Origin of the sequence: Streptomyces sp. NBC_00557 (genome assembly GCF_036345995.1) — a bacterium.
Lineage (GTDB): Bacteria > Actinomycetota > Actinomycetes > Streptomycetales > Streptomycetaceae > Streptomyces.
Genome location: NZ_CP107796.1, coordinates 2,986,769 through 3,001,584 on the forward strand (window position 1 = coordinate 2,986,769; position 14,816 = coordinate 3,001,584).

At 70.9% G+C, this 14,816-nt stretch carries 15 protein-coding genes; 8 read left to right on the top strand and 7 right to left on the bottom strand.

What is annotated here, in order from left to right; all coding sequences use genetic code 11:
* Nucleotides 1-3: 3 nt before the first annotated feature.
* Nucleotides 4-750 (bottom strand): polyphosphate--glucose phosphotransferase, encoded by a 747-nt coding sequence (ppgK, locus tag OG956_RS12425; protein WP_330338025.1) that lies wholly within the window; start codon nucleotides 748-750, stop codon nucleotides 4-6.
* Between the two features lie 29 nt (nucleotides 751-779).
* Nucleotides 780-1,796 carry a 4-hydroxy-3-methylbut-2-enyl diphosphate reductase gene (locus OG956_RS12430; protein WP_330338026.1) on the bottom strand — a complete coding sequence of 339 codons (1,017 nt, stop codon included), beginning with the start codon at nucleotides 1,794-1,796 and terminating at the stop codon, nucleotides 780-782.
* A gap of 93 nt (nucleotides 1,797-1,889) precedes the next feature.
* Here OG956_RS12430 and xseA point away from each other — a divergent pair, with 93 nt between their 5' ends.
* The 3 genes from xseA (at nucleotide 1,890) to OG956_RS12445 (ending at nucleotide 4,060) form a co-directional block, all read left to right on the top strand.
* A complete protein-coding gene (gene xseA, locus OG956_RS12435) occupies nucleotides 1,890-3,098 on the top strand; it encodes an exodeoxyribonuclease VII large subunit (RefSeq protein ID WP_330338027.1) in 1,209 nt (402 codons plus the stop codon).
* The gene (locus OG956_RS12440; RefSeq protein ID WP_330338028.1) at nucleotides 3,095-3,325 is read left to right on the top strand and encodes an exodeoxyribonuclease VII small subunit; all 231 of its coding nucleotides are present in this window, start codon (nucleotides 3,095-3,097) and stop codon (nucleotides 3,323-3,325) included. Before xseA ends, OG956_RS12440 begins: the two co-directional genes overlap by 4 nt.
* A gap of 144 nt (nucleotides 3,326-3,469) precedes the next feature.
* Entirely contained in the window at nucleotides 3,470-4,060 is a 591-nt protein-coding gene (locus tag OG956_RS12445; protein WP_330338029.1) for a malonic semialdehyde reductase, read from the top strand.
* Nucleotides 4,061-4,125: 65 nt separating this feature from the next.
* Here the strand turns inward: OG956_RS12445 and OG956_RS12450 are convergent, their stop codons facing one another.
* Nucleotides 4,126-4,653, bottom strand: a complete 528-nt coding sequence (locus tag OG956_RS12450; protein WP_330338030.1) for a DUF4245 domain-containing protein — start codon at nucleotides 4,651-4,653, stop codon at nucleotides 4,126-4,128.
* 128 nt (nucleotides 4,654-4,781) lie between these two features.
* Here OG956_RS12450 and glpX point away from each other — a divergent pair, with 128 nt between their 5' ends.
* Nucleotides 4,782-5,816 carry a class II fructose-bisphosphatase gene (glpX, locus tag OG956_RS12455; RefSeq protein ID WP_330338031.1) on the top strand — a complete coding sequence of 345 codons (1,035 nt, stop codon included), beginning with the start codon at nucleotides 4,782-4,784 and terminating at the stop codon, nucleotides 5,814-5,816.
* 91 nt (nucleotides 5,817-5,907) lie between these two features.
* On the opposite strand, the gene OG956_RS12460 is transcribed toward glpX, so the two are convergent.
* Together OG956_RS12460 and OG956_RS12465 are read right to left on the bottom strand one after the other, a co-directional pair.
* Nucleotides 5,908-6,285 (bottom strand): WhiB family transcriptional regulator, encoded by a 378-nt coding sequence (locus OG956_RS12460; RefSeq protein ID WP_330338032.1) that lies wholly within the window; start codon nucleotides 6,283-6,285, stop codon nucleotides 5,908-5,910.
* Nucleotides 6,286-6,458: 173 nt separating this feature from the next.
* Complete coding sequence (locus tag OG956_RS12465; protein ID WP_330338033.1) at nucleotides 6,459-7,175, bottom strand: DUF1707 SHOCT-like domain-containing protein; 717 nt, start codon at nucleotides 7,173-7,175, stop codon at nucleotides 6,459-6,461.
* Between the two features lie 167 nt (nucleotides 7,176-7,342).
* Between OG956_RS12465 and OG956_RS12470 the strand changes: the two genes are divergently transcribed.
* On the top strand, nucleotides 7,343-9,013 hold the full coding sequence (locus OG956_RS12470) for a fumarate hydratase (RefSeq protein ID WP_330338034.1): 1,671 nt from the start codon (nucleotides 7,343-7,345) through the stop codon (nucleotides 9,011-9,013).
* Here the strand turns inward: OG956_RS12470 and OG956_RS12475 are convergent.
* Both OG956_RS12475 and OG956_RS12480 read right to left on the bottom strand, forming a co-directional pair.
* On the bottom strand, nucleotides 8,976-9,215 hold the full coding sequence (locus OG956_RS12475; RefSeq protein ID WP_330338035.1) for a DUF397 domain-containing protein: 240 nt from the start codon (nucleotides 9,213-9,215) through the stop codon (nucleotides 8,976-8,978). The two genes, OG956_RS12470 and OG956_RS12475, sit on opposite strands and share 38 nt — an antisense overlap.
* Complete coding sequence (locus OG956_RS12480) at nucleotides 9,208-10,008, bottom strand: helix-turn-helix domain-containing protein (RefSeq protein WP_330338036.1); 801 nt, start codon at nucleotides 10,006-10,008, stop codon at nucleotides 9,208-9,210. The genes OG956_RS12475 and OG956_RS12480 overlap by 8 nt, the downstream gene beginning before the upstream one ends.
* 78 nt (nucleotides 10,009-10,086) lie before the next feature.
* Here OG956_RS12480 and OG956_RS12485 point away from each other — a divergent pair, with 78 nt between their 5' ends.
* From OG956_RS12485 to OG956_RS12495, 3 genes are all read left to right on the top strand, one after another.
* The gene (locus OG956_RS12485; RefSeq protein ID WP_330338037.1) at nucleotides 10,087-11,472 is read left to right on the top strand and encodes a class II fumarate hydratase; all 1,386 of its coding nucleotides are present in this window, start codon (nucleotides 10,087-10,089) and stop codon (nucleotides 11,470-11,472) included.
* 84 nt (nucleotides 11,473-11,556) lie between these two features.
* A complete protein-coding gene (gene fomD, locus OG956_RS12490) occupies nucleotides 11,557-12,285 on the top strand; it encodes a cytidylyl-2-hydroxypropylphosphonate hydrolase (protein WP_330338038.1) in 729 nt (242 codons plus the stop codon).
* A gap of 258 nt (nucleotides 12,286-12,543) precedes the next feature.
* Nucleotides 12,544-14,634 carry an ATP-binding SpoIIE family protein phosphatase gene (locus OG956_RS12495; RefSeq protein ID WP_330338039.1) on the top strand — a complete coding sequence of 697 codons (2,091 nt, stop codon included), beginning with the start codon at nucleotides 12,544-12,546 and terminating at the stop codon, nucleotides 14,632-14,634.
* The last annotated feature ends 182 nt before the right edge of the window (nucleotides 14,635-14,816 follow it).

Sequence of the window (14,816 nt, forward strand, 5' to 3'; positions counted from 1 at the left end):
CCGCTACGCCTGCTGGGCCGCTCTCATCGCCGCGCCGACGATTCCCGCGTTGTTCAGCAGCTGGGCGGGGACGATCTCGGCTCTGACGCCCTCGATGAGGTGCAGGAACCTGTCGGACTTGCGGCTGACCCCGCCGCCGATGATGAACAGCTCCGGCGAGAACAGCATCTCCACATGGGCCAGGTACTTCTGGACGCGGCGGGACCACTGCTCCCAGCTCAGCCCGTGGTCGTCCTTGGCCTTGCTGGAGGCCTTCTTCTCCGCCTCGTGGCCCTTCAGCTCCAGATGGCCCAGCTCCGTGTTCGGGACGAGGACGCCGTCCACGAAGACGGCGCTGCCGATGCCGGTGCCGAAGGTGAGCAGGATGACCGTGCCCTTGCGGTCCCGGCCGGCGCCGAACTGCATCTCGGCGACGCCGGCCGCGTCCGCGTCGTTGACGACCGTCACCGGCAGCCCGCCCAGCCTGGCGCCGAACAGGGCGCGCGCGTCCGTGTCGATCCAGCTCTTGTCGACGTTCGCCGCCGTACGGACCGTGGCGCCGCCGGTGACCACTCCGGGGAAGGTCACGCCGACCGGGCCGGTCCAGCCGAAGTGGTCGACGACCTGCTTGACTCCGTCGGCGACGCCGTCGGGCGTCGCCGGGTGCGGGGTGAGCACCTTGCAGCGCTCCTGGGCCAGGTCGCCCTTCTCCAGGTCCACAGGAGCGCCCTTGATGCCGGACCCGCCGATGTCCACGCCGAAGATCTGCATGGCACCACGTTACGACGGACCACTGACAGTCACGCCCCGGTCGCACCGCTTCCGCCGCGCTCGGCGACCAGGGCGGCGGCCTCCTCGCGCAGGTCCCGGCGGAGCTCCTTGGGCAGGGAGAAGGTGATGGACTCCTCGGCGGCCTTGACGATCTCCACGTCGCCGTAGCCGCGCTCGGCCAGCCACTGGAGCACCTGCTCGACGAGGACCTCGGGGACGGAGGCGCCGGAGGTGACGCCGACCGTGTTCACGCCCTCCAGCCAGGCCTCGTCGATCTCGTCGGCGAAGTCCACCAGGTACGCCTCGCGGGCGCCGGCCAGCTTGGCGACCTCGACCAGGCGCTTGGAGTTGGAGGAGTTGCGCGAGCCGACGACGATGACCAGGTCGGCCTCGGCACCCATCTGCTTCACGGCGAGCTGGCGGTTCTGGGTGGCGTAGCAGATGTCGTCGCTGGGCGGGGAGACCAGGCCCGGGAACTTGGTCTTCAGGGCGTCGACGGTCTCCATGGTCTCGTCCACGGACAGGGTGGTCTGGGACAGCCAGACGACCTTCGACGGGTCGCGGACCTCGACCTTGTCGACGTCCCCGGGACCGTCGACGAGCTGGATGTGGTCGGGGGCCTCGCCGGAGGTGCCGATGACCTCCTCGTGGCCCTCGTGGCCGATCAGGAGGATGTCGTAGTCCTCCTTGGCGTAGCGGACGGCTTCCTTGTGGACCTTGGTGACCAGCGGGCAGGTGGCGTCGATGGTGGCGAGCCGGCCGCGCTCGGCCTCCTCGTGCACGACCGGGGCGACGCCGTGCGCCGAGAACATGACGATGTTGCCGGGCGGCACCTCCTCCGTCCGCTCGACGAAGATGGCGCCCTTCTTCTCCAGGGTCTGCACGACGTACTTGTTGTGGACGATCTCGTGCCGGACGTAGATCGGGGCCCCGTACTGTTCGAGGGCCTTCTCGACGGCGATCACGGCGCGGTCCACACCGGCGCAGTAGCCACGGGGGGCGGCGAGCAGGACACGGCGGCCAGGCGAAGCGGTCATGCGTCCCATCGTAAGGGTGCGTTCGGCGGCGCCGGGCTACCCGGCCACGCGCGGGCCCGGCGGCGCACCCCCTTGTCAGTACGCCCCGTTACTCTCGAGCCCATGGCTGCAAAGACCACCCCCGAAGCCCCGCTCCCCGTCGGTGAGGTCTCCCGGCTGATCGGGGGGTGGATCGACCGGCTCGGGGCGGTCTGGGTCGAGGGGCAGATCACGCAGTTGTCGCGGCGGCCCGGCGCCGGGGTGGTGTTCCTGACGCTGCGGGACCCGTCGTACGACATCTCCGTGAGCGTGACCTGCTACCGGCAGGTGTTCGACGCGGTCGCCGACGTGGTGGGAGAGGGCGCCCGTGTCGTCGTCCTGGCGAAGCCGGAGTGGTATGCCCCCAGGGGCCAGCTCTCGCTGCGCGCCGCCGAGATCAGGCCGGTCGGCGTCGGTGAGCTGCTGGCCCGGCTGGAGCAGCTGAAGAAGGCGCTCGCGGCGGAGGGGCTGTTCGCGCCGGAGCGGAAGAAGCCGCTGCCGTTCCTGCCGCAGCTGATCGGGCTGGTCTGCGGTCGCGCCTCCGCCGCGGAGCGGGACGTGCTGGAGAACGCCCGGCACCGCTGGCCCGCCGTCCGCTTCGAGGTGCGCAACGTCCCGGTGCAGGGGGTGCACGCCGTGCCGCAGGTCGTGCAGGCGGTGAAGGAGCTGGACGAGATCGAGGACGTCGATGTGATCATCGTCGCCCGGGGCGGCGGCAGCGTGGAGGACCTGCTGCCGTTCTCCGACGAGCAGCTCGTGCGGGCGGTGGCCGCGTGCCGTACGCCGGTCGTCTCCGCGATCGGGCACGAGCCGGACAACCCGCTGCTGGACCATGTGGCCGACCTGCGCGCCTCCACCCCGACCGATGCGGCCAAGAAGGTCGTGCCGGACGTGGGCGAGGAGTTCGAGCGGGTGCGGATGCTGCGGGACAGGGCCCGGCGCTGCGTGAACGCGTTCGTCGAGCGGGAGGAGCGGGGGCTGGCGCACGCGCTGGCCCGCCCGTCGATGGAGGATCCGCACCGGATGATCGACGAGCGCGCCGACGATGTGGCGGCCCTGGTGGAGCGGAGCCGGCGGACCCTCGGCCATCTTCTGGACCGGGCGGACTCGGAGTTGACGCACACGCACGCGCGCGTGGTGGCGCTCTCCCCCGCCGCGACGCTCCAGCGGGGCTACGCGGTGCTGCAGAAGGCCGACGGGCACGTGGTGCGCGGCCCGGACGAGGTGACGGACGGCGAGGCCCTGCGTGCGCGGGTCGCCGAGGGTGAATTCACGGTGAAGGTGGGCGAATGACGAGCAAGGTGGACGAGGCTCTCTCGTACGAGCAGGCGCGGGACGAGCTGATCGAGGTCGTACGGCGCCTGGAGGCGGGTGGTACGACGCTGGAGGAGTCCCTGGCCCTGTGGGAGCGCGGCGAGGAACTGGCCAGGGTGTGCCGGCGCTGGCTGGAGGGGGCACGGGCACGGCTGGACGCGGCGCTGGCCGAGGAGGAGGGGGACGGGGAGGAGGACGCGGAGTAGGGGCCGGCATCCGGCTGTGAAGCGAACCACTGCCGGCCGCATTTTGTTGAAGGTTGAACTTAGCTGTCGTAGTGTCGTCCTCGTCAGTCCATCCGGACCGCGGTCCGGTACGTCGGATCACGACGCCACCTAGGAAGTTCACGCATGTCTCTCGTTCTTGACCCCGCCGCCCAGGACCTGCTGTTCCGTGAGGCCCGTACCGCGAACACCTTCACCGGCGAGCCGGTGACCGACGAGCAGGTGCAGGCGATCTACGACCTGGTCAAGTACGGCCCCACCGCCTTCAACCAGAGCCCGCTGCGCATCACCCTGGTCCGCTCCCCCGAGGCCCGTGAGCGCCTGGTGAAGCTCATGGCCGAGGGCAACCAGCCGAAGACGGCCACCGCCCCGCTGGTCGCGATCCTCTCCGCGGACAACGAGTTCCACGAGGAGCTGCCGGCCCTCTTCCCGCACTTCCCGCAGGCCAAGGACGTCTTCTTCAGCGAGCGTCCGGCCCGCGAGGGCGCCGCCGCGCTGAACGCCGCCCTGCAGGCCGCCTACTTCATCGTCGGCGTCCGCGCCGCGGGCCTCGCCGCCGGCCCGATGACCGGCTTCGACCACGAGGGCGTCCGCAAGGAGTTCCTGGACGACGACCACACCCCGCTGATGGTGGTCAACATCGGCAAGCCCGGCCCGGACGCCTGGTTCCCGCGCTCGCCGCGCCTGGCGTACGAGGACGTCGTCACCACCGTCTGAGCGGATCCGCGGCACGAAGAGGCCCCCGGCATCGCCGGGGGCCTCTCGCGCGTGTGCCGCGTGGCTCACTGCATCTTCAGCGCCGCCGCCATCTTCGTCAGCTCCGTGAAGGACGCCGTGCCGGCCACCACCGTGGTGGAGCCGGGCGTGCCGTTCAGCACGAGGGCGTCGTAGCGGCCGCCGGTGTAGCGGGTCCAGGTACGGCCGCCGACCGTCTCGGTCTGCTTGGTCGCCGACGCGCCCTGGCTGGCCTCGTCGATGAAGTCGGCCGGCTTCTGCGTGGACTGCTCGATCTGCACGTACTGGCTGTCCGGGGTCTGGAAGCCGAGGTGCCAGCGGTCGCCGTTCTCGCCCTGGAAGCGTACGGAGGTCGCTTTCCAGGTACTCGGCAGGCCCTCGGGTGCCGCCACGGGGTAGCTCGCCGCACGGCGGGCCGTGAGCAGCTCGACCCGGTAGTCGACCCGCTTGAGGTCGGGAGCGTGATCGTCGTGCGGGATGGTGAGGAAGTAGACGACCGCCGCCGCGATGCCGATCAGGGCCAGGGAGAGGATCATGTCCCGGGCCGTCTTCTGCTTGCCGTTCGAACCTGCCACGCCCCCTATGGTCGCAGGTGCCCCAAGCGCTCATCCGTGGGGCCCCCTGCTCATTTTGTCTGCCTAACGATAGAGTCGGGGACCAACACCCTCATCCGGCCGTCGTCGTATCAGAAAGGTGCGCTCCGATGACCGAAAATCATCACTTGCCGTCCGAGCTGGACGTTCCCTCCGAGGCTCCCGACCGCAACCTCGCCCTCGAGCTCGTCCGAGTGACCGAAGCCGCCGCCATGGCGGCCGGCCGCTGGGTGGGGCGCGGTGACAAGAACGGCGCCGACGGCGCCGCGGTGCGCGCCATGCGAACCCTCGTCTCCACCGTGTCGATGAACGGCGTCGTCGTCATCGGCGAGGGCGAGAAGGACGAGGCCCCGATGCTCTTCAACGGGGAGCACGTGGGCGACGGCACCGGTCCCGAGGTCGACATCGCCGTCGACCCGATCGACGGCACCACCCTGACGGCCAAGGGCATGCCGAACGCGATCGCCGTGCTCGCCGCCGCCGAGCGGGGCGCCATGTTCGACCCGTCCGCGGTGTTCTACATGGACAAGCTGGTCACCGGCCCCGAGGCCGCCGACTTCGTCGACATCGACGCGCCCGTGGCCGTCAACATCAAGCGGATCGCCAAGGCGAAGAAGGCCACGCCGGAGGACGTCACCGTCGTCATCCTCGACCGGCCGCGGCACGAGAGACTGATCAGGGAGGTCCGGGAGGCCGGCGCGCGCATCAAGCTGATCTCCGACGGCGATGTGGCGGGCTCCATCTACGCGCTGCGTGAGGGCACCGGGGTCGACCTGCTCCTCGGCATCGGCGGCACGCCCGAGGGCATCATCTCGGCCTGCGCCGTGAAGTGCCTGGGCGGGACGATCCAGGGCAAGCTGTGGCCCAAGGACGACGAGGAGCGGCAGCGCGCGATCGACGCCGGGCACGATCTGGACCGGGTGCTGACCACGGACGACCTGGTCTCGGGGGAGAACGTGTTCTTCGTCGCCACCGGGATCACCGACGGCGAGCTGCTGCGCGGTGTGCAGTACCGGTCGGAGACCGCGCTGACCGAGTCGATCGTGATGCGGTCGAAGTCGGGGACGGTGCGCAGGATCTACTCCGAGCACCGGCTGAGCAAGCTGCGGGCCTACAGCGCGATCGACTTCGACCGGGCCAAGTAGCCCACGACGGCCTGCGGTTCAGCACGGCGGCCGGCGGTTCGGAGGCGATGGGGCGCCCCCTGTGCGGAGGGGGCGCCCCGTCGTCCGCTTGCTAACCCGCTATGCGGTTGGCCGCCGTAGCCCGTGCCGCCTTCTTCAGCTCCATCTCCCGGCGGCGGCGCCGGGCCAGGACCACGCGCCGCTCCGCCGCGGTGAGGCCGCCCCAGACGCCGTACGGCTCGGGCTGGAGGAGGGCGTGCTCGCGGCACTCCACCATCACCGGGCAGCGGGCGCAGACGCGCTTGGCCGCCTCTTCGCGGGAGAGCCGGGCGGCGGTCGGCTCCTTGGACGGGGCGAAGAACAGGCCCGCCTCGTCGCGCCGGCACACGGCCTCGGTGTGCCAGGGAGCGTCTTGGTCCCGGTCTCGCGCTGGCACCCGCTGGGCCGGAACGGCGGCTACCTGCAGGGACGAATGCGGCGGTTGCAGCACGGTCTACTCCTGACGACGGCTTCGCGAGCGAGAGACGATGCAGCAAGCCCTACCCGCTGTGCGCGCGCCTATGCACAGCGTTGGCACTCGGGGGCGCACGGCGGCGCGTTCACGCCCCACCGGGGCGGCGCCGCAGGAGCGGAGCCTTCCGTTCACCTGTGGATTCGCGAGCGTCAATACCCCAGGTGTTTGCGCAGCTTCCTGTCGACCTTGTCCTGGACCCGCTCCAGCTTCCGCTCGACCTTGTCCTGCACCCGGTCAAGGATGTCCGCCACGCGCTTGCCCCGCCTGGGGCGCGCCTCGACGTTGCCGAGCACGGCCCAGCCGTCGACGTAGACCACCGGGGCCTGGGAGTCCACCGAGTCCAGGGTGTCCACCTCGAAGTTGCCGAGGACGCCGCCTCCGGTGCCGCGCAGCGACACGTTCTCCGGGACGCGGATCTGGACGTCACCGAAGACGGAGACGGCCTTGATCACGACCTGCTGGTACTCGAAGATCGCCTCGCTCAGGTCGATCTCGACGCTGCCGAAGACCGAGTAGGCGTGGATCCTGCGGCCGGCGCGCCAGCGGCCCCGGCGCACGGCGCTGCTGAACACGGCGACCACGTTGGCGTCCGCCTCGTGCGGTATCGCACCCGGGGTCGGGCGGGGCGGCACGGGCGTGTAGGCGGGCGCGGGACGCTGGTGGGCGGCGGGCAGGTCCCGGATGAAGACGTCCAGCTCGCCCACCGTCTTGGCGGCGAGGACGCCCTCGACGCGCTCCGCGTGCTCGTCGGCCGTCAGCCGCCCCTCGGCCAGGGCCTCGCGGAGAATCCCGGCGATGCGGTCACGGTCGGCGTCCGAGGCACGCAGCTCGGAGACAGGTGCTTCGGTCTGCTTCTGAAGGTCCACGGCGACAGCGTACCGAAACGCGATAGATCGCGACTAGGGGCTGTGGAAAACCCGGCGTGTCCGACTGAGCCTTACCTCACAGGTTCCGTGTCGGCGGCAGGTTCTAGGCTGGTGAGGCCCGCCAGCGTCGGCGGGCGGCCGTCCGTCAGAGTGAGGAATGGGCTGAGATGCCTGAGTTCGCGTACACCGATCTGCTCCCCCAGGGAGAGGACACCACCCCGTACCGGCTGGTGACGTCCGAGGGCGTCTCCACCGTCGAGGGCCCGGACGGGCGGACGTTCCTCAAGGTGGAGCCGGAGGCGCTGCGCAAGCTGGCCGAGGAGGCCATCCACGACATCCAGCACTACCTGCGCCCGGCCCACCTCGCGCAGCTGCGCCGCATCATCGACGACCCCGAGGCCAGCGCCAACGACAAGTTCGTCGCCCTCGACCTGCTGAAGAACGCGAACATCGCGGCGGCCGGTGTGCTGCCCATGTGCCAGGACACCGGCACGGCGATCGTCATGGGCAAGCGCGGCCAGAACGTCCTCACCGAAGGTGAGGACGAGAAGCACCTCTCCCACGGCATCTACGACGCCTACACCAAGCTGAACCTGCGCTACTCGCAGATGGCTCCGCTCACCATGTGGGAGGAGAAGAACACCGGCTCCAACCTCCCCGCCCAGATCGAGCTGTACGCCACCGACGGCGGCGCCTACAAGTTCCTGTTCATGGCCAAGGGCGGCGGCAGCGCCAACAAGAGCTTCCTGTACCAGGAGACGAAGGCGGTCCTGAACGAGGCCTCCATGATGAAGTTCCTGGAGGAGAAGATCCGCTCGCTCGGTACGGCCGCCTGCCCGCCGTACCACCTGGCGATCGTCGTCGGCGGCACGTCCGCCGAGTACGCCCTCAAGACCGCCAAGTACGCCTCCGCGCACTACCTGGACAACATGCCGACCGAGGGCTCGCCGCTCGGCCACGGCTTCCGGGACAAGGAGCTGGAGGAGAAGGTCTTCGAGCTGACCCAGAAGATCGGCATCGGCGCGCAGTTCGGCGGCAAGTACTTCTGCCACGACGTGCGCGTGGTCCGCCTGCCCCGGCACGGCGCGTCCTGCCCGGTCGCCATCGCCGTCTCCTGCTCGGCCGACCGCCAGGCGCTCGCGAAGATCACCCCCGAGGGCGTCTTCCTGGAGCAGCTGGAGACCGACCCGGCGCGCTTCCTGCCGGACACGACGGACGAGCACCTCGACGAGTCCGGCGACGTCGTCGAGATCGACCTGAACCAGCCGATGGAGACGATCCTCGCGGAGCTGACCAAGTACCCGGTCAAGACCCGCCTGTCCCTGACCGGCCCGCTGGTCGTGGCCCGCGACATCGCCCACGCGAAGATCAAGGAGCGGCTGGACGCGGGCGAGGAGATGCCGCAGTACCTGAAGGACCACCCGGTGTACTACGCCGGCCCGGCCAAGACCCCCGAGGGCTACGCCTCCGGCTCCTTCGGTCCCACGACGGCCGGCCGCATGGACTCCTACGTGGAGCAGTTCCAGGCGGCGGGCGGCTCCAAGGTGATGCTGGCGAAGGGCAACCGCAGCAAGCAGGTCACCGACGCGTGCGCCAAGCACGGCGGCTTCTACCTCGGCTCCATCGGCGGCCCGGCCGCGCGCCTCGCCCAGGACTGCATCAAGAAGGTCGAGGTCCTGGAGTACGAGGAGCTGGGCATGGAGGCCGTCTGGAAGATCGAGGTCGAGGACTTCCCGGCGTTCATCGTCGTGGACGACAAGGGCAACGACTTCTTCCAGGATCCGGCCCCTCAGCCGACGTTCACGTCGATTCCGGTGCGGGGGCCGGGGCTGGCGTAACGACCCAGGTCACGAACCACGACCAGGCCGACCGGTCGAAGACGACGGCCGGACCGTGCGGGGCCTTGGAGTCCCGCACGGGGAGGCCGTGGGGGTGGTGGTCGAGCACCTCGAGGCAGCTGCCCGAGTTGCCGCCGCTGTAGGAGGACTTGCGCCACCCCTTCAGCGTGGACGCGTCGGGAACTATGTGCTGCTCAGTCATCGTCGCCGTATTCCTTCGCGATCGACCGCATCAGGGCCAGTGACTCCTTCTGCGGCAGGGCTTCTCCCAACACGAGAGCGTAGGCGGCCTGGATGCGCTGAACCAGGGCCGGTTCGTCGTGCAGCGTGCCGGAGAAGGCCCCTTCCTCGTAGGCCACCGGAGGCTGGTCCTCGAACCACATCAGGGTCACCATGCTGTTGAGAAGCGGGTGTCCCCCGTGCGCGAGCGGCACGATGTGCAGCCGGATCCGCTCGGCCTGCGTCAGCCGTACCAGGTGTGCGATCTGACCCGCCATCACCTCCGGTCCGCCGATCGGGCGTCGCAGCACCACCTCGTCGAGCATCGCCCAGACCATCGGGGTGCGCGGATCCTCGAGCACCCGCGCCCGTTCCAGCCGTGCGGCCACGTCCTTCGCGCGCTCCTCCTTGACCAGCGGCGGGTACGACGCGTCCCGCAGTACCGCGTCCGCGTACGCCTCCGTCTGTAGGATCCCGGGCACGAACGACAAGGCGAACTCCCGGATCACCGACGCCTGTTGCTCTAGCTCCCGCGCCGCCTCGAAGTAGGGCGCCACCGGCCTCCGCTCCTCCCCCGGCCGGAAACTGGTCAACGCGCCCCCGGTGTTCAGGACCTGGTCCAGCCTCCGCGCGTCCTCTCTGGACGGCACCCTCCTCCCCGCCTCGATGTGCGCGATGTGCGTCCGCGACATGATCGCCGCCTCCGCCAGCTGCTGTTGCGTCAGTCCGGACGCCTCCCGCTGCTGCCGGAGCCAGTCGCCGTACGCCGTCCCCACAGACACCCCCTTGCAACCGGTCACTCACTCAGCGTAACGAGCGGGAACATTGGAGCGTGCCCGATCGCTGTAAGTGGTATGAGCGACTACCGCATCGAGCACGACTCCATGGGAGAAGTCCGCGTCCCCGCCGCCGCCAAGTGGCGTGCCCAGACCCAGCGCGCCGTGGAGAACTTCCCCGTCTCGGGCCAGCGTCTCGAACGGGCCCACATCGAAGCGCTGGCCCGGATCAAGGGCGCCGCCGCGAAGGTGAACGCGCAGCTCGGTGTGGTCGACAAGGAGGTGGCCGAGGCGATCCAGGAGGCCGCGGCCGAGGTCGCCGAGGGGCGGTGGGACGAGCACTTCCCCGTCGACGTGTTCCAGACCGGGTCGGGGACGTCCTCCAACATGAACGCCAACGAGGTGATCGCCACCCTGGCGAGCGAGCGGCTGGGCCGCGACGTGCATCCGAACGACCACGTCAACGCCTCGCAGTCGTCCAACGACGTCTTCCCCTCCTCGATCCACATCGCCGCCACCGCCGCCGTCACCCACGACCTGATCCCCGCCCTGGAGCACCTCGCCGCCTCCCTCTCCCGCAAGTCGGAGGAGTTCGCCGACGTCGTGAAGTCCGGGCGGACCCACCTGATGGACGCCACTCCCGTGACGCTGGGCCAGGAGTTCGGCGGGTACGCCGCCCAGGTCCGCCACGGCGTCGAGCGGCTGAAGGCGTCCCTGCCCCGCCTCGCCGAACTCCCCCTCGGCGGTACCGCGGTCGGCACCGGCATCAACACCCCGCCCGGTTTCTCCGCGGCCGTCATCGAGGAGGTCGCCCGCGTCACGGGGCTGCCGCTCACCGAGGCCCGGGACCACTTCGAGGCGCAGGGCGCCCGGGACGGGATCGTGGAGACCAGCGGGCAGCTCAGGACCATCGCCGTCGGGCTGACGAAGATCGCGAACGATCTGCGGTGGATGGCGTCGGGACCGCGGACCGGGCTCGCCGAGATCCGCCTCCCCGACCTGCAGCCCGGGTCGTCCATCATGCCGGGCAAGGTGAACCCGGTGATCCCGGAGGCCGTGCTGATGGTGGCCGCGCAGGTCGTGGGCAACGACGCCACCATCGCCACCGCCGGCGCGTCCGGGAACTTCGAGCTGAACGTGATGCTTCCGGTCATCGCCAAGAACGTGCTGGAGTCGATCCGGCTGCTGGCCAACGTCTCGCGGCTGCTGGCCGACCGGACCGTGGACGGCATCACCGCCGACCGGGAGCGGACCCGCGAGTACGCCGAGTCGTCGCCGTCCGTGGTCACCCCGCTGAACAAGTACATCGGCTACGAGGAGGCCGCGAAGGTCGCCAAGAAGTCGCTCGCGGAACGCAAGACGATCCGGCAGGTCGTGCTGGAGAGCGGGTACGTCGAGCGGGGCGACCTGACGGTGGAGCAGCTCGACGAGGCGCTGGATGTCCTGCGGATGACACACCCGTGACCAGCAGGGAACCTTTCCGGCCACCGGCACGCGAGGGTGACGCGTACCGCAGCGTCGGATGCCTGCGGCACCTAATATCTGTTCATGGCGGACGACGGAGCGATGACACACATGGACGGAGCCGGCACGACGAAGCCGGGACCTGCGGCGGCCTGGGCTCCGGGCACCCAGATCCTGTGGCGCTACCGGCAGAACGCCGGCGAGCACATCCACATCGCCCGGCCCGTGACCGTCGTGCGCGACGACGCCGACCTGCTCGCCGTGTGGATGGCCCCCGGCACCGAGTGCGTGAAGCCGGTCCTCGCCGACGGCACGCCGGTGCATCTGGAGCCGCTGCGGTCGCGCTACACCAAGCCGCGCTCGGTGCAGCGGGACCGCTGGTTCGGCACCGGGGTGCTGAAGCTGGCGCAGCCCGGCCGGCCCTGGTCGGTGTGGCTGTTCTGGGAGCCGGGCTGGCGGTTCAAGAACTGGTACGTCAATCTGGAGCGGCCGCTGGCCCGTTGGGCGGGCGGCGTGGACTCCGAGGACTATTTCCTGGACATCTCGGTGCATCCGGACCGGACCTGGCACTGGCGCGACGAGGACGAGTTCGCGCAGGCGCAGCGGGACGGGCTGATGGACGCGGCCACCGCCGAGCGGGTCCGGGCGGCCGGGCGGGACGCGGTCGAGGTGATCGAGTCCTGGGGGGCGCCGTTCTCGGACGGCTGGCAGCACTGGCGCCCGGATCCGTCCTGGGCGGTACCTTCTCTCCGAAACGTAGGATCGTCGTCCGCAACTATGTTAGACAAGGTCGGCGCGCAGCGCCGTCGTTGAGGGGCGGTGGCCGGGAGACGGGTGGGCGCACAAGAGCAACTTCCGGGGCATGGGCCGGGCTTGACCGATCGTCACCGAGGGGCGGCAGGACGTGAGCGAGGGGTACGACGGCGTGACCACCGCGACCGGTGGCGGCACAGGAACCACCTCTGAGCACGCGGTAATTCCGTTCCTGGGGCACGTATTGCGGGTATCGGGACTTCTGCGGGAGCAACTGCGCGCCCGGCGCGCAGTGCCGTACGGATGGATGCGACACGCGTGACGGAGCAGCCCACCTCCTTCGAGCGCGCCCAGGGCGCCGACCCCGCGGAGGGCCGCGGGGCGCTGCTGCGTACCCCGACACCGGCAGCCGCCCCGGCCTTACCGGTGCAGACCCGGGCGGAGGGAGCGCCCTCCGGTCCGGGTACGGCCACCGGCTGTGGCCACGGAAAGGACGGCAAGGGGAAGGAGCCCCCAGTCAACGGCCCCGAGCACTCCCAGCCCGCCACCACCGAGACCGACGCCCACCGGCCGCGGCCCGCGCCGGAGGTCATCCCGCCGCAGCCCGGCGCCGAGCAGGAGCGGGGGCCGGGCGGCGGAGACCGCCGTACCGGGCGCGGTCTGCCGCCGGGCCGGCCGCTGCCGATGCGGCGCGACGGGGACCGGCTGAGATTCGTGGGCGCGGCGACCCGGCGGATCGCGCGCGGCCTCGATCTGGACGAGATCGTGATGGGCCTGTGCCGGGCGACCGTGCCGACGTTCTCGGACGCGATCCTGGTGTATCTGCGCGACCCGCTGCCGGTCGGCGACGAGCGGCCCACCGGTCCGGTGGTGCTGCGGCTGCGCCGTACCGACCGGATCCCGGAGGAGCGGGACACCGACGGGGTGCTGCTGCCGCCCGCGTTCGACCCGGAGCCGGAGCCGAGCCCGCTGTCCGAGCTGTCCGCGCTGACGACCGAGCTGTGCGAGGTGCGCCCCGGCGGCGCGCTGAACGAGGTGCTGCGCGGGGTGCGGCCGGTGTTCGCCGACGCGCCCGCGGCCCGTGCCGCGCTGCCCGAGCTGCTGGGTGACGGAGGCGAGGCGGTCGTGCCGTCCGGGCAGCACGCGATCCTCGCGCCGCTGCGCGGGCGGCGCCGGGTGATCGGCGCGGCACTGTTCCTGCGCCGCCCGGAGCGGCTCGCGTTCGAGGCGGACGATCTGCTGGTGGCGGCGCAGCTGGCCACGCACAGCGCCCTCGGCATCGACAAGGCGGTGCTGTACGGCCGGGAGGCGTACATCGCCGACGAGCTGCAGCGCACCATGCTGCCCGAGACCCTGCCCCGGCCGACGGGCGTGCGGCTGGCCTCGCGCTATCTGCCGGCCGCGGAGACCGCGCGGGTGGGCGGCGACTGGTACGACGCGATCCCGCTGCCCGGCAGCCGGGTCGCGCTGGTCGTCGGTGACGTGATGGGCCACTCCATGACCTCGGCGGCGATCATGGGCCAGCTGCGGACGACCGCGCAGACGCTGGCCGGGCTGGATCTGCCGCCGCAGGAGGTGCTGCACCACCTGGACGAGCAGGCGCAGCGGCTCGGCACCGACCGCATGGCGACGTGCCTGTACGCCGTCTACGACCCGGTGACGCACCGGATCACCATCGCCAACGCCGGCCATCCGCCGCCGGTGCTGCTGCACCTGGGCGGGCGGGCCGAGGTGCTGCGGGTGCCGCCGGGCGCGCCGATCGGCGTCGGCGGGGTGGACTTCGAGGCGGTGGAGCTGGACGCGCCCGCCGGGGCGACCCTGCTGCTGTACACGGACGGGCTGGTGGAGTCCCGGCTGCGGGACGTGTGGACCGGCATAGAGCAGTTGCGGGAGAAGCTCGCCGCGACCGCGCAGCTGACCGGGCCGGACCATCCGCCGCCGCTGGAAGCCCTGTGCGACGAGGTGCTGGACATGCTCGGGCCGGGCGACCGGGACGACGACATCGCGCTGCTCGCGGCGCGTTTCGACGGGATCGCGCCGAGCGATGTCGCGTACTGGCAGCTGGACCCGGAGGAGACGGCTCCCGGCCAGGCCCGCCGGCTGGCCCGGCGCGCGCTGGCCCGCTGGGACCTGGAGGACCTGACGGATTCGGTGGAGCTGCTGGTCAGCGAGGTCGTGACGAACGCCGTACGGTACGCGTCGCGGCCGGTGACGCTGCGGCTGCTGCGCACCGATGTGCTGCGCTGCGAGGTCGGCGACGACGTGCCGCAGCTGCCGCGGCTGCGGCAGGCGCGGGCGACGGACGAGGGCGGGCGCGGCCTGTACCTGGTGAACAGGCTGGCCCGGCGCTGGGGCGCGACCCGGCTGAGCACCGGCAAGGTGGTGTGGTTCGAGTTGAACCGGGGCTGAGGGCCGCCACGGCGGAAGCTGACCCTGAGCGGCGAAAACCAGCCACTTTTTGCCGAAGTCACCGCCAGGCCGCTTCACTTGCTGGTCACAGTAGCTCCACAGTGTGGCCGCTGACTTGAGTGGCCCTCGCTCCGGCTGCCGGTGTCTCGCGCCACAGGGTTCCAGACATGCATCGTTCAAGC

Coding starts and splice junctions, on each gene's coding strand:
- ppgK (WP_330338025.1), bottom strand. CDS start 750: ATGCAGATCTTCGGCGTGGACATCGGCGGGTCCGGCATCAAGGGCGCT.
- OG956_RS12430 (WP_330338026.1), bottom strand. CDS start 1,796: ATGGGACGCATGACCGCTTCGCCTGGCCGCCGTGTCCTGCTCGCCGCC.
- xseA (WP_330338027.1), top strand. CDS start 1,890: ATGGCTGCAAAGACCACCCCCGAAGCCCCGCTCCCCGTCGGTGAGGTC.
- OG956_RS12440 (WP_330338028.1), top strand. CDS start 3,095: ATGACGAGCAAGGTGGACGAGGCTCTCTCGTACGAGCAGGCGCGGGAC.
- OG956_RS12445 (WP_330338029.1), top strand. CDS start 3,470: ATGTCTCTCGTTCTTGACCCCGCCGCCCAGGACCTGCTGTTCCGTGAG.
- glpX (WP_330338031.1), top strand. CDS start 4,782: ATGACCGAAAATCATCACTTGCCGTCCGAGCTGGACGTTCCCTCCGAG.
- OG956_RS12470 (WP_330338034.1), top strand. CDS start 7,343: ATGCCTGAGTTCGCGTACACCGATCTGCTCCCCCAGGGAGAGGACACC.
- OG956_RS12475 (WP_330338035.1), bottom strand. CDS start 9,215: ATGACTGAGCAGCACATAGTTCCCGACGCGTCCACGCTGAAGGGGTGG.
- OG956_RS12485 (WP_330338037.1), top strand. CDS start 10,087: ATGAGCGACTACCGCATCGAGCACGACTCCATGGGAGAAGTCCGCGTC.
- fomD (WP_330338038.1), top strand. CDS start 11,557: ATGGCGGACGACGGAGCGATGACACACATGGACGGAGCCGGCACGACG.